Source organism: Tistrella bauzanensis (genome assembly GCF_014636235.1).
In the GTDB taxonomy this organism is placed as follows: domain Bacteria; phylum Pseudomonadota; class Alphaproteobacteria; order Tistrellales; family Tistrellaceae; genus Tistrella; species Tistrella bauzanensis.
In genome coordinates, this window is sequence record NZ_BMDZ01000009.1 from 41,840 (window position 1) to 61,289 (window position 19,450).

The following is a 19,450-nucleotide window of genomic DNA, read 5'->3' on the forward strand; positions in this document are numbered from 1 at the left end:
ACAGCAGGACGGCAGCGCGTCCGGTGGATCAGCGAATGGTCAACACCTCGCCCCGTGTCGCGGAGCCAGGTGTCATGTCCCACGCGCGGATGACGGGAACGAACTTGTCGGTGAGGATGCGGGTCTCGGCGATGGAGCCGTCTTCGCGTTCGGTGAACTCCCGCTGGAGCGTCTTGTCCTTGTGGGTGTCACCTTTGACGACGAGCACGCGCCCGGTCTTGGAGCGCACAACCCCCGAGATCGCACCCGCGGCCAGAGCCAGGGCGAGATGCCAGCGGGACAAGGCCCGCGCCGGTGGACGCAGCGATTGCTGCGCAGCCCCCAGGTGCGTGTCCTGCGATGGCCACAAGCCTTGCAGCCTGCCAACCTCATCGGCGAACTGCTCGGGCTCCATCGTCACGCGGAAGAAATGCTCTGGCTCGGCCGGGCTGGCGGGGACGATGTACGGCAGGAACGGCCACTCGCTCGGCAGTTCCTCGGCTTCGACTTCGCCTTGCCCTACCTGCAACAGCAGATTGCGCACGGCCTTGACGCCATCGGGCACCTGCTCGCGCTGGCGCACCCGGCGTCCGAAGATCACCACCTGCTTGAACTGCGTCTCCACCGCTCGGTAGATGCGCAGGTCCGTGTAGTGGCGCGTCAGCCAGCCGACCAACTCCGCGTCGAGCACGTAGCCGGGGACGATGAAAACCAGCACGCCGCCGTATTGCAGCAGCGAGAGCGTGCGCTGGTAGAACAGCTTTTCAAGGCGGGCACGGCCCTGGCCCTGATAGCCGATGTTGCCGTTGACGTCCTTGGACAGGTCCCCATACGGCGGGTTGAGCCAGAGCAGCCCGAAGGACTGCTTGGAGACCATCGTGTCCATCAGGTCCGCGTGCAGGCAGTGATCGACCAGGCCGCGGGCATGGCGCGCCCGCTCCGCGTCGAACTCGACGGCGAACGCCTTTGCCTGCTCGCGCCCGAGGGCATGGGCGGCTTCGGCGATCGCCACGCCTTCGCCGGCGCAGGGATCGAGGATGCACATCGGCCCGTCGCTGGGCATCAGTGCGTTGAGCGCTCTTTCGAGCGTGGGTTCGTCGGTCGGGAAATATCCGTTCTTGACGAAATTGCGGGCGAGCCGCGGGAACATGAGGGCCATGGAAGTCTCCTGGTTGGCGGGGATGAAACACGGAAGTACGCCAAGGCGTGCCTCCGAGGGTGGGTCAAGCCGCTACCGCTTCCGGCGTCCAAATCTTGGCCGGATACGGATAGGCGGTGAGCGCGTCGCTGCGGATCAGGGAGCCGAGCGCCAGGGTCAGCGCCGGCACGTCGATGGCGAGCCGATGGCCTTCCAGCGGCCCGAGGGCGAACGGAAGGCGGGCCAGCATCTCGCGGGTTTGCAGCAGTTCCAGCACGGTCTCGCGCCAGTGATCGAGCAGCGGCAACGGGCAGGTGTCCCGCACCAGCATCCACAGGCGGTCAAGCCTGTGGGCGCTGTCGCGTGGCAGCAGTGCCAATGCGCTGGCGTTGGCCTTGTCGGGCTTGACGCAGCGCCGGTCGAACAGCCACACGTTGGACAGCGAGCCGAACAGCGTCCGCCGGTACGCGCGCGTGATGCGCTTTTCCAGGCGATCGACGTTGCCGATGAATACCGGGACGCTGCCGCCCTGGTCGGTGATGACGTGGAACTGGTCCAGTCCCTGCTCGTCGCGCCCGAGGGTCAGGCGAGCGAGGAACTGCTGGACGGCGGTGTCCCGCGCCCAGATGGACAGGAAGATCAGGTTGCCCTGGTCATCGCCGACGCAGGCGTCGGCCATCACGTCCGGGCATTCGTCGATGCGGTACAGCGTGGAAGAAGTGTTTGCGGGCATGGTGGTGTCCTCGGATGAACGGGAACAGCACCGCCCGCTGGGGCAAGTACTGCCCCAGGGGGTGGAAGAAAACCGCTCAGTCCGGCTCGAACTGCCGGGTGTGCGGGTTGAAGTGAAGCGGCTCGTCCGCCGAAGTGATCGGCGTGAAGCCTTCCAGGTAGATGTTGTTGAGGTACTGGTCGCGGTAGGTCAGTGCCTGCCGTGCCTGGTCCTCGGTGAGGCCGTTGTCGATGAAGTACGCCAGCATTTCCTCGTCGGAGGACACTTCGTCGTTGGACAAACTCCCTTCAACGAGTGCCAGCAACGAGGGCGGAAGCGTTGCCAGGATCGGGTCCATGTCGGTTCCTCCTGGCTCAGGCCATCGACGCCGCGGCGGATGCCGCGGATGCCGTGGGTGTGCGCCGCCGGGCGTGGTAGGCGCGAACGCCTGCACGCCAGTCGGCGGACTGCTCCGGTGCGAGGTCCAGATAGGACAGCGGGCACGTGTAGTAGTACGGGTGCATGGACTCGTCCAAGGACTTGTAGCCCCACTGGCCGCCGCTTCGTTCAAGCAGATCGCAGCGGATGTAGCGCAGGGACTGGCCCGGTGCGAGATCACGATGCACGCCTTCGACCTTGGCGGTCACTTCGGCGACGGACCACAGCACGTTGCCGCGCAGGGTGTGAGCGATGACCTTGACGCTGGCGCGCTCGGTCTCTTGCGGTGCGATCAGTTCCGCGATCAGTTCGGACCGCGATTGGTTTGAGAAATACCAGCCCATGAGAGGCCTCCTCGAAAAGTTGAGCTGAAGGCCTCCCCGTGGGGAAGAACCCCCAGCGGGTGATGGAATGCCGCATCTGCGGCGAAGGAACCTATGCGTCGCCCTCAATCCCAGTCGTCATCGTCTCGATCACAACCGGCCGGGCAGTAGCCGAACTCGATCCCGTGCGAGCAATAGCCATGCTCCGCATTCCAGTCCTGGGTTTCCTGCCGTTCGGCAGGTGTTGCGTAGTCCCATTCCTGGGCCGCGATTTCGAGAGCCTGAGCACGTTGCTCATCCGGCAAACGATTGGCCTGTGCGTCGATCGCCGAACTGAAGAGCGTCACGTAGTGGTCGTAGGACAAGCCGCAACCGCGCTGGGCGTGTGCGGCGGCCGCTTTGCAAAGGTCCCGCCACGCGGGTTCATCCAGCGTTGAACGCGGGGTATCGCAAGCGATGGTGGACATGATGGAGACCTCCAGAAAATGGCCAGGGCCTCCCCCGCATGGGAAAGGAACCCCGGCGGGTGGATGAAGAACACCGCGCATGCGGCGTCTGCGATCACGCAGGTTTTGGTTCGGCCTGGCGGCTCCACTCCTGCGTCTTGAAGTCCAGCGCGTAGCCCAGCTCGCCCAGGCGGGCGATCTGCGCGCGCAGGGTGCGGCGGTCGATGGTCGAATCCAGTTTCACGGACTCGCCCAGCGGCCACAGCAGGCCGAAGAGCGCGGCGTCACCGTCTTCGGTGCTGCCGGGGGCAGCGGCCGTAGCAGGCGGTGGCGCATCCACGCCGAAGGGCGTGGTATCGACCAGCGGGTCCGCGGACGCCTGCACGGGTGCGGGCTTGGCGGGCCTGGACGCTTTGGTGGGCTTGGCCGGCGTTGCCGCAGGCTGCGCCCCTTGCTCTTCATCGAGCGGATCGACGTCCTGGGTGGCGAAGCTGCGGGCTTCGTCGCGGCTGAGTTTGTCGATGCCGTTGAGCGTCATGCCGTCGAGGCTGGCACGGATCTCGAACCGCATGCCGCCGCCGACCGGATAGGACTTCGGGAAGATGTACCTGATGATGAATTCCCCGTCGTACTTGCCTTCGGGGTACTGCTCCAGCTCCGGGTCTTTGACCTCGAAAGTACCGAGGTGCGTCGCGAGGCGGCCAACCGTGAACGGGCCGTTCTTGCCGCGGATGGTACGCAGCGTGAGCTGGCCGGGGACGACGATGGGCGCAACAGATTTCTCGGAAGCCGATGGGGTTGCCATGATGGTTCTCCTGATGATGAATGACGGGCCGCCGACGGCACCCGGTGGATGAGAGGAAATGGCCTCGCCCGAGGTGGGCGAGGTCCGCGTGGCATCACGCCTTGAGCTGGCGCATGCCTTCGGCCAGCAGCCACAACGCCCGGTTCAGGCGCAGGTTCTGGTCGATGCCTTGCACCGGACGGGTGCGCTGATTGCGGCCGTTGGCCGTGCGTCCGTTCAGGCCCCCTTTGACTAGGTTCTCCTGGACGCGGTTGAAGACGGCCCACAGGTCGTTCTTGCGGTCGTCCCATCGCCGAGGGGCCAGCAGTTGGCTCTCGGTGACAGGCGTGGACTTGGCCGGATCGTCGTACTTGAGTGCGAGCGCAGAGTTCGCAAAGACCTCCGCTTCGCCCTCATCGAGGGTGATGGTGCGCATCGCATCGCGCGCGTTCTGCACGCGCTCGAAACCTTCGAGGACTCCGTAGGCACCTTCGATCACCTGGCTGGCCACGTCGCCCTTGTGGGGAACGCGGATGTCTGCGGTGGTGTCACCGCAAACCAGGCCGTTGTGGCAGACGAACCGGAACATGCCGGCGAGCATCTGATAGCTGCTCGTGCCGTCATGGCTGTTGAGCAGGATGATCTCGTTCGCCTCGTCGCCGTTGATCTGGCTTGCATGGCGAAGTCGGATGAGGTGCTTCGTGTACTCGCGCCGGTCTTCGTTGCGCACGCGCGTCTGACACACCATGAAGGGCTCGAAGCCCTCCTGGCGCAGCTTGGTCAGCACGGTCGAGGTCGGTATGTAGGCATACCGATCGGACCGGCTCCCATGTGGAGCGTCGGCGAAGATCGACGGAACGACGGCACGAATGCGGTCGTCCGAGAGTGGGCGATCAGAGCGCAGGATCGGGGATTGCGGAGCAAAGCGGGATACCAGAGACATGGCTGATCTCCTTTGAGAAATTCGACAACCGCGTGGCCGTGAGACCACGCGGAACTCGGGGGATGAAATGCGCAAGCACGCGTCCTGGGGACGCGGCGTACGTGGGGAGGAAAAGCGACAAGGCCCCGTGAGAGGCCGTGCCGGATCAGAACGAAGCAGCCAATGCCGGCTCCTGCTCCTGGACTTGCGCCTCGGGCTCGCGCTCGGCGGGCTCGGTGGCCGTGTCGATGGCATCGTCGGCTTCGGACGCGGATGCGTCTTCGGCCGGCGGCGCCTCGGCTTGCGCCTGGCTCGTCGGATAGACCTGGGTGCCGTCGATCTTGATGAGACCGATGTGGACCAGCGTCGATTCCAGGCTGGCGGCCGGTTCCCCGGCGTGCTCACCCTTGGTGCGGATGTACGGATCGATCTTCATGTCGTTCAGACGGAAGGCGATCAGCACCTTGCGGTCACCCTCGACGGCCTGAACGCACCGGCGAACCAGGTGCTCGGCTTCCGGGGTGGCGACGATGGTGTCGAAGTACCGATACTCCGGTTCATCGACAGGCCCGGCCAGTGCCGCGACGGTGCAAGAGAGGAACGAGTCGCCAGCTTTTGGGGTGACGTCCTTCACACGATTGAGATAGCCGATGCCGCGGGTGATCAACTCGTGCTGCTCGATCGAAGCCAGTTCGGCCCGGTCGATCAGTTCGGCCTTGAGCAGTCGCGCCTTGAGGGACGCGGCGGCCTGACCCTTCTGCTCACCCTTGTCGCGGATGTACACATCGCCCCACAGGTCACCGAGGCGAAAGCGCACCAGCGGGCGCTGCTTGGGATCGTCAACGCCGATGTAGCGCTGAACGAGCTTCTTGGCCTCGGCACCCGAGACCTTGACGTCGAAGTAGCGGTAGCTGGGGTCCCGGGCGGGGCCGACCAGCGCGGCGATGGTGCATGCCAGGAAAGGCTGCGCACGGCGGCCGCCCCGGACGGGCACTTCACGGACACGCTGGATGTAGCCGATGCCCGAGGTGTGGAGGTCGAAATACGATTTCTCGTTGGACGTGGTGTTCATGGTGAATCTCCATTGGGATGAAGCGGAGACACACCGGCCCACGCATGCGGGGAAGGTGCGTGACCCCGCGGTGGGTTGATAAGGCGAAAGCATCCGCCACCAGAGGCTGGTGGCCGCTCGCGGAAGGATGCGGTGCGAGCTGGCTCGGTCACGCAGTGGGAACTGCGCCGCAACCTCGAAGACCGATGGTTGCCTGGCATGTCGCTGACGACGTCAGCAGGCATGGGGCCAGCATGGCGGGGCCTCGCGCGCGCGGCAGCAATCAATCGGCACCCGGGCGCTTCCCTTTGTCCGCGCCACCCGGCGCCTGTCACAGGCACTTGGCGCCGCGCAGGTGCTCGGGGGTATCGGCGCGCGGACGGCCGGGACGGCTCCAGGCGCCGCCACCGCGCGCGCCGATCAGCCGCCAGCCGGCGGCGCGCAGGCTGGCGCCACCTTCGTCGGGCATGGTGTAGGTGAGCAGGCGTATGTAGCCCAGCGCCCTTGCCGCCTGCCAGGCCGCGCCGTAGAGCTTGCTGCAGGCGCTGGGTGTGCCGTCGGTGCACAGCCGCGTGACTTCCAGCGTCCAGGTGCCGCGCGACCGGGCGGCCGACAATGGCCACGCCGTGGATCAGGTCGCTGTCGCTCAGCGTGACGGCCAGGGCGAACTTCGCGCCCTGGACCGGGCGGTGGTGGCGATGGTGCGACAGAACGAATGCATTGGCCGTGCGCAGCGACACCGGTAGGAGGTGCAGCCTCGGCGAGGTCGATGGCGTGTTCATGCGGTTGTCTCCGGTGGCATGCCGGCGTTGTGGCCGGCGGGGCGTGCCTCGGCGGCTGGAGACAAACGCGCACGCGCGGCGATGGCGGCGGTGCGAACAAAAGAAGGCCCCCGATGCGGGGGCTGCGAGGCGGTTGCCGCGTCAGGCGGGAGGCACCACTGCTAAGGACAGGTGCGTGGCGGTGGCGGAAAGCACGAGATCGTCCGCCGAGTGCTGGAGGCGCGTGAACAGGCCGTCCTTCGGGTCGAAATACTCCGCGAAGTCATCGCCGCCCAGCTCGCGGCCGGCGAGGTGCCACCAGTCATCGAACGGGTCGGTGTCCGGGTTGCATCCGACGGCGTAGGCGAGCAGTGCCTGGCGCCCATCCGGGCGACGCTCCCCACGCTCGGCGAGGAAGTACACGCCCTGATCCTTGACCAGGACAATGCGGCACTGATTGGGGACGTCTCAGAAAACGGAAAAAATCGTACGCTAAGCCGGTTGCAGCGGTCGTAGCGGCCTGAACTTGCCCGCGCCGATCTTGGCGCTGCTGTACTGCAACAGGGCGTCATCGACAGTCTGGCCGTGACCGCGTAAGGCGTTTGAGGCCCGTTCCAGATAGCCGCACCTTGGCGTTGATCGCCTTGCCGGACGCGTGCAGGTCGATGATTTCGTCGGTGACGGTGGCCATGCCCTCGATGGCGAGCGCACCAGGGTCGCGTAGCGGCGCTGTGCCTCGAACTTGGCCAGATCGGCGGGCGTCATCTGGCCGCCTTCGCGGGCGATCTTGAGCAGGCGGTTCTGGTGCACCGACCGCTCGATGCCGGAAGGCAGGTCGAGCGCCTGCCAGGCTTTGAGGCGCTCGATGTGTTCGAGTATGTGGCGCGAGTTCGGCTTGACGGGCGACTGGCGCAGCCAGGCCAGCCAGGTCGTCTTGCCGTTGTCGTGGCGCTTGAGCAGATCGTCGAGGCGGTGCCGGTGGGTGGCCGACAGGGGATCGGACAAGGCCGCGTAGATGCGGCGGTTGGCGCGGCTGTAGGCGTTCATCGAACACCTCCCTTTTCCTCATCCGGCGCAACAGGACAGTTGCTTCACGTCCTTGTTGAAGGTCTGCGCCGCGAGCTTCAGTCCCTCGACCATGGTCAGGTAGGGGAACAACTGGTCGGCCAGCTCCTGCACGGTCATCCGGTGGCGGATCGCCAGCGCGGCCGTCTGGATCAGTTCGCCCGCTTCCGGCGCGACCGCCTGTACGCCGATCAGCCGCCCTGAGCCAGCTTCCGCCACCAGCTTGATGAAGCCGCGCGTGTCGAAGTTGGCGAGCGCCCTCGGCACGTTGTCGAGCGTCAGCAGCCGGCTGTCGGTCTCGATGCCGTCGTGGTGCGCTTCCGCCTCGCTGTAGCCCACGGTCGCCACCTGCGGATCGGTGAACACCACCGCCGGCATCGCCGTCAGGTCCAGCGCCGCGTCGCCGCCGGTCATGTTGATCGCGGCGCGCGTGCCGGCCGCCGCCGCCACATAGACGAACTGCGGCTGGTCGGTGCAGTCGCCGGCAGCAAAGATGTGCGGTGCGCTCGTGCGCATGGCGCGGTCGATGACGATGGCTCCCTGCGCATTGACTTCGACGCCTGCCGCTTCAAGGTTCAGGCTGCGCGTGTTCGGCGCGCGACCGGTGGCGACCAGCAGCTTGTCGGCGCGCACTTCCCCCTGCCCGGTGGTGAGCACGAATTCCCCGCCCGCATAGGCAACGTGGCTCGCCTGGGTGTGGTCCAGCACCTCGATGCCCTCGGCGCGGAAGGCGTCTGTTACGGCTTCCCCGATGGCCGGGTCTTCTCGGAAGAACAGCGTGCTGCGCGCCAGGATCGTGACCTGGCTGCCCAGCCGGGCGAAGGCTTGCGCCAACTCGACCGCCACCACGGAGGAACCAATCACGGCCAGCCGCTCGGGGAGCGAGCTGCTTTCCAGCGCCTCGGTGGAGGTCCAGTGGGGTGTGTCCGCAAGGCCCGGGATTGGCGGAAGCGCCGGGCTCGCGCCGGTGGCAATCAGGCAGCGGTCGAAGTTCACCTCGTGCGTGCCGCCGTCAGCGGTCGCCACGGTCAGCGTGCGCGTGTCCCTGAACCGGGCCTCGCCGCGCAGCACGGTGATGGCCGGAGTGCTTGCCAGGATGCCTTCGTACTTGGCATGGCGCAGCTCCTCGACGCGGCCTTGTTGCTGGGCCAGCAGCCGCTCGCGCAGTACAGCGGGCGCTGCGGCCGGCAGGCCAGCATCGAACGGGCTTTCGCGGCGCAGGTGGACGATGTGCGCGGCGCGGATCATGATCTTGGACGGCACGCAGCCGACATTGACGCAGGTGCCGCCGATGGTGCCGCGCTCGATCAGCGTGACGCGGGCGCCTTGCTCCACGGCCTTCAAGGCAGCCGCCATCGCCGCGCCGCCGCTGCCTATCACAGCCACGTGCAGCGCTTGTTCACCGCCAACATGCTTCGTTTCGCCACCGAGCCAGCCCAGCGCCTTGTCTAGCAGGCCGGCAGGCTTGTTCGGCGTGTCGGTAAGCCGTGCGCGATAGCCGAGCGTGGCCACTGCGGCAACCAGCGGGGCCACGCTCACGCCTGCATCCGCCTCGATTTCGGCCTGCCGCTGCGGATAGGACACCGAGGCCGCGCGCACGCCGGGCACGTTCGTCAAAGCCTGCTGGACGTGCTCGGCGCACGACGTGCAGGTCATGCCTTCGATGTGGAGGGTGATCGCCTCGGCCATGATTACGCCCTCACTGCTTGACGCTGGACGGGTAACCCGCGTTTGCGGTGGCCTTGGTCAAGGCGTCGGCATTGGTCTTGGCCTCGTCGAAGGTGACGACGGCCTCCCGCTTCTCGAAGCTGACTTCGGCCTTCTCGACGCCGGCGACCTTGGACAGAGCCGTCTTGACCGTGATCGGGCACGCGGCGCAGGTCATGCCGGGCACCGACAGGGTGACGGTCTTGGTGGCAGCCCAGGCGGGCGCGCTTAGAGCGGCGGCCAGGGCGATGAGGGTGGTGAGGGTGGTGAGTTTCTTCATGGTGATCTCCTTTCAGTAGAACAGCGGCAGGACGTAGGGAAACGCGAGGGCAACCAGAACCAGGGCGGCCACGATCCAGAAGATCACCTTGTAGGCAGTCCGCACTTGGGGCACGGCGCAAACGTCGCCGGGCTTGCAGGCATGGGCTGGTCGGAAGATGCTGCGCCAGGCGAAGAACAGCGCGATGAGCGCTGCGCCGATGAAGATCGGCCGATACGGCTCCAGCACGGTCAGGTTGCCGATCCACGCGCCAGAGAAGCCGAGCGCGACCAGGACAAGGGGGCCGAGGCAGCAGGCCGAGGCGAGGACGGCCGCGACGCCGCCGGTCGCCAGTGCGCCGCAGCCGTTCTTGGGTTCCGACATAAGGTTCTCCTTCCGGGACTTCGCTTGATGCTGTAACGTTACTTCCGTAGTCAACTACGGAGTCAAGCGCCATGGAGAACGCTCAAGAGAATCTGACCATCGGGGCCTTCGCCAAGGCAGCCCGGGTCAACGTGGAGACGATCCGCTTCTATCAGCTCAAGGGCTTGCTACCCCAGCCGGAGCGGCCCTACGGTCGCATCCGCCGCTACGGGCAGGCGGACGTGGCGCGGGTGAAGTTCGTGAAGTCAGCCCAGCGCCTGGGATTCAGCCTGGATGAAGTCGGCCAGCTCCTGAAACTGGAGGACGGCACCCATTGCAGCGAGGCGGCCGAACTGGCTGCTCACCGGCTGGCCGATGTGCGCGCACGCATGGCGGACCTCACGCGGATGGAAGAGGCCCTGTCGACGCTAGTGAGAGAGTGCAACGCGCACCATGGCAATGTTTCCTGCCCGTTGATCGCAGCTTTGCATTGCTGCTAAAGGGCCCACTTCGGCTCTTAGCGTACGATTTTTTTCCGTTTTCTGAGACGACCCCTGATTGGCGATGGCTTCGGTCAGCACGGGGCGCAGGTCAGCGCCTTTGAATCGCAGTGACATGGATGAAATCTCCTGTGTGGAAGAATGAGAAAGGCCTCCATCCGATGGGATGAAGGGCCTGTAGTGCACGCGGCCGGAACGGCTGGAACGCCGTGGCGGATGCCTCGGGTCAGCCGCAGGACCGCCCGGTTTCGCTGCGGGGCGTCATGCCGGGACGGCCTGGCGCTTGCGGGCCGCTTTCGCGTCGAGGATGCTCACGTCGATCTGGCGCCAGCGCCCGTCGTCGATGAGCCTCTCCAGCACTTCGCCGAGCATGTCGAAATACACCTCGTCGTGCCGATCGACCAGTTCGACCGATTCACCGTTCTGACGGTGCAGTTCCACCACGTAGGTGTCTCCGCCGCGGTCGTAGAGGATCGTCACCCGGCCCTCGAACTTCGCGGTCGAGACCGTGAAGCTGATCGCCGGCGGGGTCTCGATGATCTTGGAGGGCGTGGGATCGACCCAGGTGAAGTCGCGGGCACCGGCATCCACCAGCATGTGGGTGATGCGCCGGAAGCGATCGGGGGCCGGCATCTCCTCCAACTGCTCGATGAGCTGGCCCAACTCCATGCACTGCGGCGTGGGAATGGGCAGCTTGGCCGGCGCCGAGCCGAGGATGTGCCTCGTGATGGTGTACGGCGTGCCGTCCGAAGTCTCCTCGGTGATGACCTCCGGCGTGTCCGCGCGCAGTCCGTCGAAGCGACGACGGGCATAGGGTTGGACATGCACCTTGGCGCCTTCGGCAGGAACCGTGGTCACCAGGCTGGGATCGAGCACCGCGAACTCGGAAGGCTTGAGCTTGACGACGATGGCATCGTCGGTCGCGGCGACCACCTTGCCGTCGAAGGGTTGGGGGTCGATGGCGAAGCCCAGCGTTGAGGACAGCGGCTGATCATCGAACACGCGGTACTTGAACGACCGCACGTTGCGGGGCACATGGCCTGCGACCAGCGAAGGCATCATGGATTTGATGAGGGAACGATCCATGGGGAAACTCCTTGAGGAAAAACAAGGGATTCCCCGCCCGCAAGGGAGAGGTCCCTTGTGGGTGGCGTGGATGGACGCGGTAGGTCCGTAGGAAGAAACGACCAGCACGGTTTCCCGCGCTTGCAGCCTCGAAGGTCTCGACTGCCTGGGCATGTGCCGGCAACGCCGACGAACATGGGGCAAGCATGGCCCTGGGGCGGTCTGCCTGCCCGCAGGAAACGGCACCGCACCACAACCGTTTTCCTGTGCTGCGGGCAAGAAAAAGCCCCTCGAAAGGGGCTGGAGGAATCAGGCTTGGTACACGAAGTAGTGCTCGCGCTGACGCGGAAAGAACACGTGTTTCCACGTGTCGCCGCTTGTGTTGCCACCGTCGAAGACGACCATTTCGTAGTCGTCCACGTCGGTGTCCACCAGGTCGGCGCTGGCGATATGGCGCATGTGCAGCGTGCCGCTCATGCGCTCGAATACCAGGATCTGGCCGATGGCATCTTCCTGGCTCATGGCGTTGACGCAGGCTCCGAGTTGGTGCTCGAAGTCGGATGCGGGTGTGATGAGGTCGGGGAACATGGGATCGCTCCTGTGAAAGTGCGCCGGCCCGGCTCTCTGGCGGGAGACCGGGCCGGCATGCGGTGAGGACAAGGAAGGCCGGGGATGTGTGTGGCAGCTATTCGCCGGCCAGCGATAGGCCCGGCAACACGGGTGCGTCGGCATCGAGGATGAGGATGCGCACGTCGGCCTGGCCGGCCAGTTCAAGGATCTGTGCCAGCTCGTCCGGCATGCCCTTGCTGCGGTGCTCCTGCCGAAGCTGCTCGGCGGCGATCCCCTCGACGTCCTGCAGGTGCTGGTCCGTCCAGGGCGTGGAGATCAGCTTGACGCCGATCGCCGGGCTGTAGGGAATCCGGAACGCGATGAACAAAAAGGCCTCCGGCGTCGCGAGGTCAGCCAGGTTGGCCAGGTACTGGCCGGTTTCGCGGCTGATGTGCGCGCTGCTGATTTCCCAGCACCGGCTGTAGTAGCCGGTCTCGAAGCTCAACCGCTGCACGACTTCCCGTGCGGCCTCGGCCGAATAGGTGTCGCCAATGTGGACGGGGCGGCCGTCGAAGTCGTCGCCGTGGATCGCGTACACCACGGCACCCACCATGCCTTCGCCGCTGCCCCCTTCAGCCGCGTCGCATTCGGCGATCAGTGCGGCGCCGACAGGTTCGGTGCCAGTCCTGACCACCGCGAAGTCGCTGGTGATGATGCAAGGAGAAGAAACCAGCGCCGCGTCGCAGAGGTGCTGCTGGCTCGGGTGGATGTTTCGCCAAACATGCGGGCTTCCGTCCTCGTAGCTGATGGACAGCGTGCGGACGATTTTCAGATTCCAGTAGCCGCGTAGAAAGGGATTGGGATTCTGGGACATGGGATTTCTCCAACAGAATAATGATGGAGCAAATCCCCGCCACCGGGAATTGACCCCGGTGGGTGGAAAGAAAGGAAACAGCGTCAGGTGACGCTGATCGTTGGCGTTTGGGCCAATCGCTCGGCGACGCGCCGGCGCAAATTCATGCGGAATGGCTCGTCGCTGACGCCCGCCAGCAGATTGATGGTCTCCAGCGCGATCAGGGCCGAAGCCTCTTCGATGTCGGCGGCCACAATGGTCTTGCGCAATTGGTCGCCGAGCTGGAGGGCCTGGGAGGAGGAGCTGATGAAGCGGACCTCGCGGCTCAGGTAGCAGCCGTTGCCGCCGAACTCGAACAGCCGCGGCTTGCTGCAGTACCAGCAGCCCTCGAACTGGATGGCGGTCAGGTGGTGCCCGTCATCGAACCGGGTGGCGATCAGAAACAATGCGTCGAGATCGGCGGTGTCCTCGAACGAATGACGGTCGATCAAGTTCCCCAGCTCTTCGTCCTCATCGGCACGGAAGTGCACGGCGAGCAGTTCGAGCAGCGGCGGGATCGACAGCCCTTCGTCGTCCGGCATCGGAATACCGAGTTGCGTGGCCAGGTCTTCCAGGCCATCGAGCACGTCCGGCCATTGCGGATTGGTGGTCTCGGCGATCTGGGCGATGTAGGCCTGCCCGTTGCCGGGGTGGCTCTCGTCCAGCGCGAAGGCGCCGAACAGCGCCTGGATGACGGGCGTCACACGGTCGAGCACGAGAACGCCGGTGGCTTCGTAGTAGTTGTTGGCCATGAAGGCTCCTTTCGATGAATGAACGGAGCCAGCCCTTGCGGACGATGGCATCCGCAGGGGAAACCGCCTGATGCCGGATGGCGCTGGGCGGGGAGAAAACGCGAGGGACATGGCCTCGAACGAGGCGCATGTCCCTCATGGGGTCCCGTGAACGCAGTGATGAAGGTGTGCCAGGGACCGGCTCACCAACCGCTGTAGTTCAGCAGCAGGTCGGCGATCACCTGGCGACGTTGCAGATCGAGACCATCGAAGTCCGACAGTCCTTGGAAGTGGCAGCGCTTGAGCATGGCACCGCCCTCGCGCGCGTTGTAGAAGCTGAACATGGCGGACAGGAACATGCGTTCCCCGCTGCTCAGGACGCCGAGTGCGTCGTTGGCACGCAGCATGTCGGGACGCAGATCCCACTTGCTCTTTGCCTGGTTCAGGCCTTCGCGCGTGCCGTCGCCAAACCATTGCGGGCCTGCGATCTCGACGCCGCGCTTCCAGACCTCGAAGAAGGCTTGGGGCGCGGCGGCGAAATGCTGCTCTTCCCGCATGATCTGATCGACGACTTCCTGGGGCAAAAGCTGGTTCATGACGTGGTTCCTCCAGTTGGATCAGGGTGTGGCGAGCTGGGACCAGCCGCCTCTTTCGAGGGCACGTTGAGCCGCGGCATAGCTGCGGAAGTACTGGCAGGATTCCCGCGAAACGGGACCTTCTGTATCGCGCGTGCCGATGTAGTGGCCGGCGGCGCTATGCAGGATTTCGAGCGGCAGGAACTTGCCGCAATGGATCAAGGCCAACTGGCCGAAAGAGGCTTGCTGGGACATGGACGGGCTCCTTGGAAAAAGCGGGGCCTCGTCCCTCACGGGATGGCAGCTCCCGCACGCGGTTGAGAAAAAAGCATCGGCGTCACGGGTGACGCGCGTCCGCAGACTCGATGCGATGGCGGACTGGCGGGTAGCGCGGAAAGAATCCGCGGCAGCCTGGAAACTCTGGCTGCTGGCATGGTGCTGACGAATCAGCGACACATGCGGGCAGCTTCATGCGCGAGGCGAGCCGCGTCAGCCGGAAATCGGCATTTGCAACAGCCCCGATTGGCGAACGCGGAAAAAAGAAAGCCCCGCAATAAGTGCGGGGCTGTCAGGAGGATGAGGCGAAACTGGGTCAGCGAGGCCTGTCGCCCAGTACATGCTGCTTCCACAGGGCGAATGCCTCGTCCGGTCCCAGCTCTGCGAGGATGACGATGGGCTGGCCCCGACGGGCACGCAGCGATGCGAAATACGCTGGCCGGTCGGCGATGGCGTTGAGCTTGATGCCCTTTAGGAACAGCAACTGGCGGGGGCGAACTTTGGTGGTAACGCAGGCATGATTGCGCTTGTTTGGGGCAAAAGGGCCAGCGAAGCGGGCGGACACGGCCAGAAAACCGCGACGAACTACTTGTACTTGCCAGGCGAGGCGAACGGGTGACATCAGCATATCGCTATGCGGTAAAGAAGACCGTCCTAAAGCTTGCAGGATCCCGGCATAGCTTCATCATCACCTCTCCGTGACGGCTCATTGGAACGAAAAAGGCCAGCATCGCCGTGATGGACTTTCATAATTGCCAGGTCAACTGGCTTGCGTGCTGTTTATTCACAGCAAGGCATTGCGACGTCGTTGCAGCAATCGCCGCCATCGCAACAGGGCGTTGCAGCAAAAGCGGCGGTGGGCGCTAGCATGAGGGCCAAGCCGCGGCCGCTCATGCTGGGGGCCGTTCTCTTCAGATTGGTGTCCTGCACCGTGTGCATTGCGAATTTCCGGATCGTCCCAATGTCACTGGGACTCCTTTGTGGCGGCCGGGTTCTCCACGCTCATGAACGACTGGGCCACCAGCGCGATCGCCCCGCCCACGATGGCCATGTCAGCGATGTTGAAGGCGGGCCAGTGCCAGCCGTGCAGGTGAAAGTCGATGTAGTCGATAACGTGCCCGCGCGTGGCGCGGTCGAACGCGTTGCCCAATGCGCCGCCCAGAATGAGGCTGTACGAAAGGCCTTCCGTTTTGCGCAGCGGCCGGGAGAGCAGCCATGCGAGCCATGCCGATATTGCGAACGCGATCGCCAGAAAAAACCACCGCTGCCAGCCGCCCGCGCCAGCAAGGAAGCTGAACGCCGCGCCGGGATTGAGAGCGTGAACTAGGTTGAAGAATGACGCCACCTCGTGCGACCAACCCAAGGGAGTTGTCGCGTCAATGTAGCTCTTAGCTGCCTGATCGCCGGCGAATATAACGATCGCGAGTGAGTACCACTGCGTCTTGCGAAGAGATGGTTCATCCATTGTTCATGCCGCCTTGAACTTCAGGAGGCGCAGCCCATTGACGACAACCAAAAGACTTGCCCCCATGTCAGCGAACACAGCCATCCACATGGTGGCATGCCCTGTGAACGTCAACGCAAGGAACACCGCCTTGATGCCAAGGGCCAGAACGATGTTCTGCGTGAGGATCGCCGCAGTGCTACGCGACAGCCGGATGAAGGCGGGGATCTTGCGCAGGTCGTCGTCCATCAGGGCGACGTCGGCTGTTTCGATCGCGGTGTCGGTGCCGGCCGCGCCCATGGCGAAGCCGATGTCGGCACGGGCGAGCGCGGGCGAATCGTTGATGCCGTCGCCCACCATGCCCACCTGGCCCTCGCCGCCGACCAGGCTTTCGATGGTCTTGAGCTTGTCTTCGGGCAGTTGGTCACCACGGGCTTCAGAGATTCCGACCTGGGCAGCGATGGCCGCGGCCGTGTGCTGGTTGTCCCCCGTCAGCATCAGCGTGCGCACACCCAGCGCCTGCAGGTCGGCCACCGCCTCACGGCTGGTTTCCTTCACGGTGTCGGCCACTGCAAAAATGCCGAGCACGGTCGCATCGTCCATCAGCAGGATCGCTGTCTTGCCTTGGCGCTCCAGGGTCTCCAGCCGAGCCTGGAGCGTCGCTTCGCTCAGGCCCAGCTCCTGGGCGAGCCTGTGGTTGCCCATGTGCAACATGCGCCCGGCGACGCGGCCGCGCACGCCGCGGCCAGGCAGCGCCGCGAAGTCGTCGACCTCGTGCAGCGCGATGCCGTCACGGTTCGCCTTGCGGGCGATGGCCTGAGACACAGGATGGTCCGAGCGTGCCGCGAGGCTTGCGGCCCAGGCGGCAACTTCCTGCGCCTCGCCGATCAGCGGCACGAAGTCGGTCTGCTCGGGCTTGCCATGTGTGAGTGTGCCGGTCTTGTCCAGGGCCAACGCCTTGAGCTTGCGCCCGCCCTCCAGGTAGACGCCACCCTTGATCAGGATGCCGCGTCGGGCGGCAGCGGCCAAGCCGCTGACGATGGTGACCGGCGTGGAGATGACCAGAGCGCAGGGGCAGGCGATCACCAGCAGTACCAGGGCCTTGTAGACCCAGTCAAACCATGCGCCGCCGAAGGCGAGCGGCGGCACGACGGCAACCAGCACGGACACCGCGAACACCGCCGGCGTGTAGACGCGGGCGAACTGGTCGACGAAGCGCTGCGTGGGCGCACGGCTGCCCTGCGCGGACTCCACGGCATGGATGATGCGCGCGAGCGTCGAGTCGCTGGCGCCTGCGGTCACCTTGTATTCGAAAGAGCCGGTCTCATTGATGGTTCCGGCGAAGACCTGGTCACCTTCGGCCTTCTCGACGGGCAGGCTCTCGCCGGTGATGGGCGCCTGGTTGATGGCCGATCGACCCGAGGTGATCAGGCCGTCCAGTGCGATGCGCTCGCCAGGACGCACGCGGACCACCGCGCCCTTTGCGACCTCCTTGGCCGGCAGCTCTGTCCATGAGCCATCGGCCTGCCGCACGGTCGCGGTCTCGGGCGCCAAGTCCATCAGCCCCCGAATGGCGTTGCGGGCGCGGTCCAGCGACTTCGCCTCGATCACTTCCGCCAACGCGAACAGGAACATGACCATGGCGGCCTCCGGCCAGTGGCCGATCGCCATGCCGCCGGTGACCGCGATGGCCATCAGGGCGTTCATGTTCAGGTTGAGGTTCTTCAGCGCGATCCAGCCCTTCTTGTAGGTGCTGAGGCCGCCGGTGAAGATCGAAACCAGTGCCAGCACGATCACGGCCCAATGATTGCCGTCGTTGACCCAGTACACGCCTTCGGCGGCCACCGCCGCAACGCCCGAAACCGCCATCGGCCACCAATTGGTCTTGTGCGCGGCCACCGGGGCATCGCGCGGCTCATCAGTCCTCTGGACCTCGGCTTCCATGCCCAGCGATTCGATGGCTTCGACTGCCGGCTTGATCGCGTCGGGTGTGTGCCGAACCGTGAGCGTGCGCTGCATCAGGTTGAAATCCATTCCCTGCACGCCCGGCATGCCTTGCAGCTTGCCGCGGATCAGACTTTCCTCGGTCGGACAGTCCATCTTCGCGATGCGAAGTACCGTGGTGGCTGTCTGCATGTCCTGCCGCGCAGCCTGCATTCCAATGGAAGCAAGCGCCTTCTCGATCGGCGCTGAGGTCGCCAGCGTGTGCTGGACTCCCAGCACACGCTGCATCAGATTGAAGTCGAGCGCGGTCACACCCGGCAGCTTGCCCAGCCGGTCGCGGATCAGCGCTTCTTCCGTCGGGCAATCCATGTTCTCGATCCGGTACGTCACCCGCTCGCCGATCGGCGGCGCGGAAACGGCAGCGGTTGGTTGCTGCTGCAGGGCCGAGGATGGGATCACAGCCGCGGCTTCGATCGGCCCCGTGTGGCCGAAGGTCTGCTCCTTGGCGCGCATGCCGATCGAGGCCAGGACCTGCTCCATCTGCGCGCGTGCCTGAGCGAGGTGTTTCACCGACAGGGTGCGCTCAGCGAGGTCGAAGTCGAGGTCCTGAATTCCCTCGACTGCCCCGAGGTGCGAGCGGATGAGTTTCTCCTCGCTCGGGCAGTCCATGTTCTCGATGCGGTAGGTGGTCGACACGGCGGCGTCTCGGACAGCCTGAGCCTTCATGCCCACCGAATTCAGCGCTTGCTCCAAGGCATCGGCCGAGACTTCGCGGTGCGAAATGGTCAACAAACGCTGCGGAAGATCGAACAGGAGCCGCTCGACACCGGGCATGCCCTCCAGCGTTCGCCGCACCAGTGCTTCCTCATTGCGGCAATCCATGTTGCTCACGTGGAAAACGGTGGTTTCAGTGCTGGCCTGCTCACTGGCGCACGCCGTCTGTTGGCCATTGCCGCCGGAGCAGGCGCATGGGCTGGAAGGTTCTTTGTTCATAGATCGCTCTTCATTGACAAGGTTTTCCCCGGATGCCATCATTAGAAAACCTCTAGTAGATATAGAGTCAAGTTTTTTATAGGAAGCAACCATGATGCGGATCGGTGAACTGGGCAAGAAGGCAGATTGCTTGGTGCAGACCGTGCGCTTTTACGAGTCAGAAGGCTTGCTGCCCGAGCCTGCACGTAGCGAGGGCAACTTCAGGCTCTATGACGAAGTCCATTTGCAGCGCTTGCTGTTCATCCGCCGCTGCCGGGCGAAGGACATGACGCTGGATGAGATCCGTCAACTGCTGAACTTACGGGATCGGCCAGAGTTGGGCTGCGGCGAGGTGAACGCGCTGGTCGACGCTCATATCGCGCAAGTGCGGACCAAGATGAAGGAATTGCGCGCCTTGGAGCGCGAGTTAATGGATCTGCGACGCTCCTGCGATAGCGCCCGAACCTCGCGCGAGTGCGGCATTCTCAACAGCTTGGCCGAGCCCGCCTGAAGCTCGAGCGTGTCATCGGTGCTGGAAGTGATCGGGTCCAGTT

General features: G+C 64.9%; 23 protein-coding genes and 2 pseudogenes. 2 read left to right on the top strand and 23 right to left on the bottom strand.

What is annotated here, in order from left to right; all coding sequences use genetic code 11:
* Window positions 1-28: 28 nt before the first annotated feature.
* The 14 genes and pseudogenes from IEW15_RS05985 to merT all read right to left on the bottom strand — a co-directional run bounded on the left by IEW15_RS05985 (window position 29) and on the right by merT (window position 9,969).
* Window positions 29-1,162 carry a DUF6094 domain-containing protein gene (locus IEW15_RS05985; protein WP_223224654.1) on the bottom strand — a complete coding sequence of 378 codons (1,134 nt, stop codon included), beginning with the start codon at window positions 1,160-1,162 and terminating at the stop codon, window positions 29-31.
* Between the two features lie 40 nt (window positions 1,163-1,202).
* On the bottom strand, window positions 1,203-1,850 hold the full coding sequence (locus tag IEW15_RS05990; protein WP_003116820.1) for a hypothetical protein: 648 nt from the start codon (window positions 1,848-1,850) through the stop codon (window positions 1,203-1,205).
* 76 nt (window positions 1,851-1,926) lie between these two features.
* Window positions 1,927-2,187: a hypothetical protein gene (locus IEW15_RS05995; protein WP_003090124.1), complete on the bottom strand. Its 261-nt coding sequence runs from the start codon at window positions 2,185-2,187 to the stop codon at window positions 1,927-1,929.
* A 16-nt stretch (window positions 2,188-2,203) separates the two neighbouring features.
* Window positions 2,204-2,611: a hypothetical protein gene (locus IEW15_RS06000; RefSeq protein ID WP_003116821.1), complete on the bottom strand. Its 408-nt coding sequence runs from the start codon at window positions 2,609-2,611 to the stop codon at window positions 2,204-2,206.
* 104 nt (window positions 2,612-2,715) lie between these two features.
* On the bottom strand, window positions 2,716-3,057 hold the full coding sequence (locus IEW15_RS06005; protein ID WP_003116822.1) for a hypothetical protein: 342 nt from the start codon (window positions 3,055-3,057) through the stop codon (window positions 2,716-2,718).
* 94 nt (window positions 3,058-3,151) lie between these two features.
* Entirely contained in the window at window positions 3,152-3,841 is a 690-nt protein-coding gene (locus IEW15_RS06010; RefSeq protein ID WP_003116823.1) for a DUF3275 family protein, read from the bottom strand.
* Window positions 3,842-3,935: 94 nt separating this feature from the next.
* Window positions 3,936-4,763, bottom strand: a complete 828-nt coding sequence (locus IEW15_RS06015) for a DUF932 domain-containing protein (protein WP_013391792.1) — start codon at window positions 4,761-4,763, stop codon at window positions 3,936-3,938.
* A 145-nt stretch (window positions 4,764-4,908) separates the two neighbouring features.
* Window positions 4,909-5,814: a DUF3577 domain-containing protein gene (locus tag IEW15_RS06020; RefSeq protein WP_003116825.1), complete on the bottom strand. Its 906-nt coding sequence runs from the start codon at window positions 5,812-5,814 to the stop codon at window positions 4,909-4,911.
* Between the two features lie 397 nt (window positions 5,815-6,211).
* A pseudogene (locus IEW15_RS26560) lies at window positions 6,212-6,575 on the bottom strand (XF1762 family protein); the annotation flags it as partial.
* 141 nt (window positions 6,576-6,716) lie between these two features.
* Entirely contained in the window at window positions 6,717-7,001 is a 285-nt protein-coding gene (locus IEW15_RS06030) for a DUF3085 domain-containing protein (protein ID WP_031629745.1), read from the bottom strand.
* Window positions 7,002-7,167: 166 nt separating this feature from the next.
* A pseudogene (locus IEW15_RS06035) lies at window positions 7,168-7,610 on the bottom strand (Tn3 family transposase); the annotation flags it as partial.
* Window positions 7,611-7,619: 9 nt separating this feature from the next.
* A complete protein-coding gene (gene merA, locus IEW15_RS06040; protein WP_003098932.1) occupies window positions 7,620-9,308 on the bottom strand; it encodes a mercury(II) reductase in 1,689 nt (562 codons plus the stop codon).
* 10 nt (window positions 9,309-9,318) lie between these two features.
* Window positions 9,319-9,606 carry a mercury resistance system periplasmic binding protein MerP gene (gene merP, locus IEW15_RS06045; protein ID WP_003116826.1) on the bottom strand — a complete coding sequence of 96 codons (288 nt, stop codon included), beginning with the start codon at window positions 9,604-9,606 and terminating at the stop codon, window positions 9,319-9,321.
* A gap of 12 nt (window positions 9,607-9,618) precedes the next feature.
* Window positions 9,619-9,969: a mercuric ion transporter MerT gene (merT, locus tag IEW15_RS06050; RefSeq protein ID WP_003116827.1), complete on the bottom strand. Its 351-nt coding sequence runs from the start codon at window positions 9,967-9,969 to the stop codon at window positions 9,619-9,621.
* 71 nt (window positions 9,970-10,040) lie between these two features.
* Between merT and merR the strand changes: the two genes are divergently transcribed.
* Entirely contained in the window at window positions 10,041-10,448 is a 408-nt protein-coding gene (merR, locus tag IEW15_RS06055; protein WP_003098939.1) for an Hg(II)-responsive transcriptional regulator, read from the top strand.
* Between the two features lie 261 nt (window positions 10,449-10,709).
* Here merR and IEW15_RS06065 read toward each other — a convergent pair whose 3' ends face one another.
* The 9 genes from IEW15_RS06065 to IEW15_RS06105 form a co-directional block, all read right to left on the bottom strand.
* Window positions 10,710-11,534, bottom strand: coding sequence for a hypothetical protein (locus IEW15_RS06065; RefSeq protein ID WP_003098941.1), 825 nt, complete (start codon window positions 11,532-11,534; stop codon window positions 10,710-10,712).
* Window positions 11,535-11,822: 288 nt separating this feature from the next.
* The gene (locus IEW15_RS06070) at window positions 11,823-12,101 is read right to left on the bottom strand and encodes a hypothetical protein (RefSeq protein WP_003116828.1); all 279 of its coding nucleotides are present in this window, start codon (window positions 12,099-12,101) and stop codon (window positions 11,823-11,825) included.
* 97 nt (window positions 12,102-12,198) lie between these two features.
* Window positions 12,199-12,936 (bottom strand): DUF5983 family protein, encoded by a 738-nt coding sequence (locus IEW15_RS06075; RefSeq protein ID WP_003116829.1) that lies wholly within the window; start codon window positions 12,934-12,936, stop codon window positions 12,199-12,201.
* An 83-nt stretch (window positions 12,937-13,019) separates the two neighbouring features.
* Window positions 13,020-13,706, bottom strand: a complete 687-nt coding sequence (locus IEW15_RS06080; RefSeq protein ID WP_003116830.1) for a hypothetical protein — start codon at window positions 13,704-13,706, stop codon at window positions 13,020-13,022.
* 182 nt (window positions 13,707-13,888) lie between these two features.
* Window positions 13,889-14,281, bottom strand: coding sequence for a hypothetical protein (locus tag IEW15_RS06085; protein WP_003116832.1), 393 nt, complete (start codon window positions 14,279-14,281; stop codon window positions 13,889-13,891).
* A gap of 21 nt (window positions 14,282-14,302) precedes the next feature.
* The gene (locus IEW15_RS06090; protein WP_003116833.1) at window positions 14,303-14,515 is read right to left on the bottom strand and encodes a hypothetical protein; all 213 of its coding nucleotides are present in this window, start codon (window positions 14,513-14,515) and stop codon (window positions 14,303-14,305) included.
* Between the two features lie 337 nt (window positions 14,516-14,852).
* The gene (locus IEW15_RS26730) at window positions 14,853-15,164 is read right to left on the bottom strand and encodes a hypothetical protein (RefSeq protein WP_003108988.1); all 312 of its coding nucleotides are present in this window, start codon (window positions 15,162-15,164) and stop codon (window positions 14,853-14,855) included.
* Window positions 15,165-15,500: 336 nt separating this feature from the next.
* Window positions 15,501-16,001, bottom strand: coding sequence for a signal peptidase II (gene lspA, locus IEW15_RS06100; RefSeq protein ID WP_003098955.1), 501 nt, complete (start codon window positions 15,999-16,001; stop codon window positions 15,501-15,503).
* 3 nt (window positions 16,002-16,004) lie between these two features.
* The gene (locus IEW15_RS06105) at window positions 16,005-18,917 is read right to left on the bottom strand and encodes a heavy metal translocating P-type ATPase (protein WP_003098961.1); all 2,913 of its coding nucleotides are present in this window, start codon (window positions 18,915-18,917) and stop codon (window positions 16,005-16,007) included.
* A gap of 91 nt (window positions 18,918-19,008) precedes the next feature.
* Here IEW15_RS06105 and cadR point away from each other — a divergent pair, with 91 nt between their 5' ends.
* On the top strand, window positions 19,009-19,407 hold the full coding sequence (gene cadR / locus IEW15_RS06110) for a Cd(II)/Pb(II)-responsive transcriptional regulator (RefSeq protein ID WP_003098965.1): 399 nt from the start codon (window positions 19,009-19,011) through the stop codon (window positions 19,405-19,407).
* Window positions 19,408-19,450 lie beyond the last annotated feature (43 nt).

Coding starts and splice junctions, on each gene's coding strand:
- IEW15_RS06005 (WP_003116822.1), bottom strand. CDS start 3,057: ATGTCCACCATCGCTTGCGATACCCCGCGTTCAACGCTGGATGAACCC.
- IEW15_RS06105 (WP_003098961.1), bottom strand. CDS start 18,917: ATGAACAAAGAACCTTCCAGCCCATGCGCCTGCTCCGGCGGCAATGGC.
- IEW15_RS06085 (WP_003116832.1), bottom strand. CDS start 14,281: ATGAACCAGCTTTTGCCCCAGGAAGTCGTCGATCAGATCATGCGGGAA.
- merR (WP_003098939.1), top strand. CDS start 10,041: ATGGAGAACGCTCAAGAGAATCTGACCATCGGGGCCTTCGCCAAGGCA.
- lspA (WP_003098955.1), bottom strand. CDS start 16,001: ATGGATGAACCATCTCTTCGCAAGACGCAGTGGTACTCACTCGCGATC.
- IEW15_RS06000 (WP_003116821.1), bottom strand. CDS start 2,611: ATGGGCTGGTATTTCTCAAACCAATCGCGGTCCGAACTGATCGCGGAA.
- IEW15_RS06080 (WP_003116830.1), bottom strand. CDS start 13,706: ATGGCCAACAACTACTACGAAGCCACCGGCGTTCTCGTGCTCGACCGT.
- IEW15_RS05990 (WP_003116820.1), bottom strand. CDS start 1,850: ATGCCCGCAAACACTTCTTCCACGCTGTACCGCATCGACGAATGCCCG.
- merA (WP_003098932.1), bottom strand. CDS start 9,308: ATGGCCGAGGCGATCACCCTCCACATCGAAGGCATGACCTGCACGTCG.
- cadR (WP_003098965.1), top strand. CDS start 19,009: ATGATGCGGATCGGTGAACTGGGCAAGAAGGCAGATTGCTTGGTGCAG.
- IEW15_RS06015 (WP_013391792.1), bottom strand. CDS start 4,763: ATGTCTCTGGTATCCCGCTTTGCTCCGCAATCCCCGATCCTGCGCTCT.
- IEW15_RS06065 (WP_003098941.1), bottom strand. CDS start 11,534: ATGGATCGTTCCCTCATCAAATCCATGATGCCTTCGCTGGTCGCAGGC.
- IEW15_RS06075 (WP_003116829.1), bottom strand. CDS start 12,936: ATGTCCCAGAATCCCAATCCCTTTCTACGCGGCTACTGGAATCTGAAA.
- merT (WP_003116827.1), bottom strand. CDS start 9,969: ATGTCGGAACCCAAGAACGGCTGCGGCGCACTGGCGACCGGCGGCGTC.
- IEW15_RS06010 (WP_003116823.1), bottom strand. CDS start 3,841: ATGGCAACCCCATCGGCTTCCGAGAAATCTGTTGCGCCCATCGTCGTC.
- IEW15_RS26730 (WP_003108988.1), bottom strand. CDS start 15,164: ATGCTGATGTCACCCGTTCGCCTCGCCTGGCAAGTACAAGTAGTTCGT.
- IEW15_RS06070 (WP_003116828.1), bottom strand. CDS start 12,101: ATGTTCCCCGACCTCATCACACCCGCATCCGACTTCGAGCACCAACTC.
- merP (WP_003116826.1), bottom strand. CDS start 9,606: ATGAAGAAACTCACCACCCTCACCACCCTCATCGCCCTGGCCGCCGCT.
- IEW15_RS06090 (WP_003116833.1), bottom strand. CDS start 14,515: ATGTCCCAGCAAGCCTCTTTCGGCCAGTTGGCCTTGATCCATTGCGGC.
- IEW15_RS06020 (WP_003116825.1), bottom strand. CDS start 5,814: ATGAACACCACGTCCAACGAGAAATCGTATTTCGACCTCCACACCTCG.
- IEW15_RS05995 (WP_003090124.1), bottom strand. CDS start 2,187: ATGGACCCGATCCTGGCAACGCTTCCGCCCTCGTTGCTGGCACTCGTT.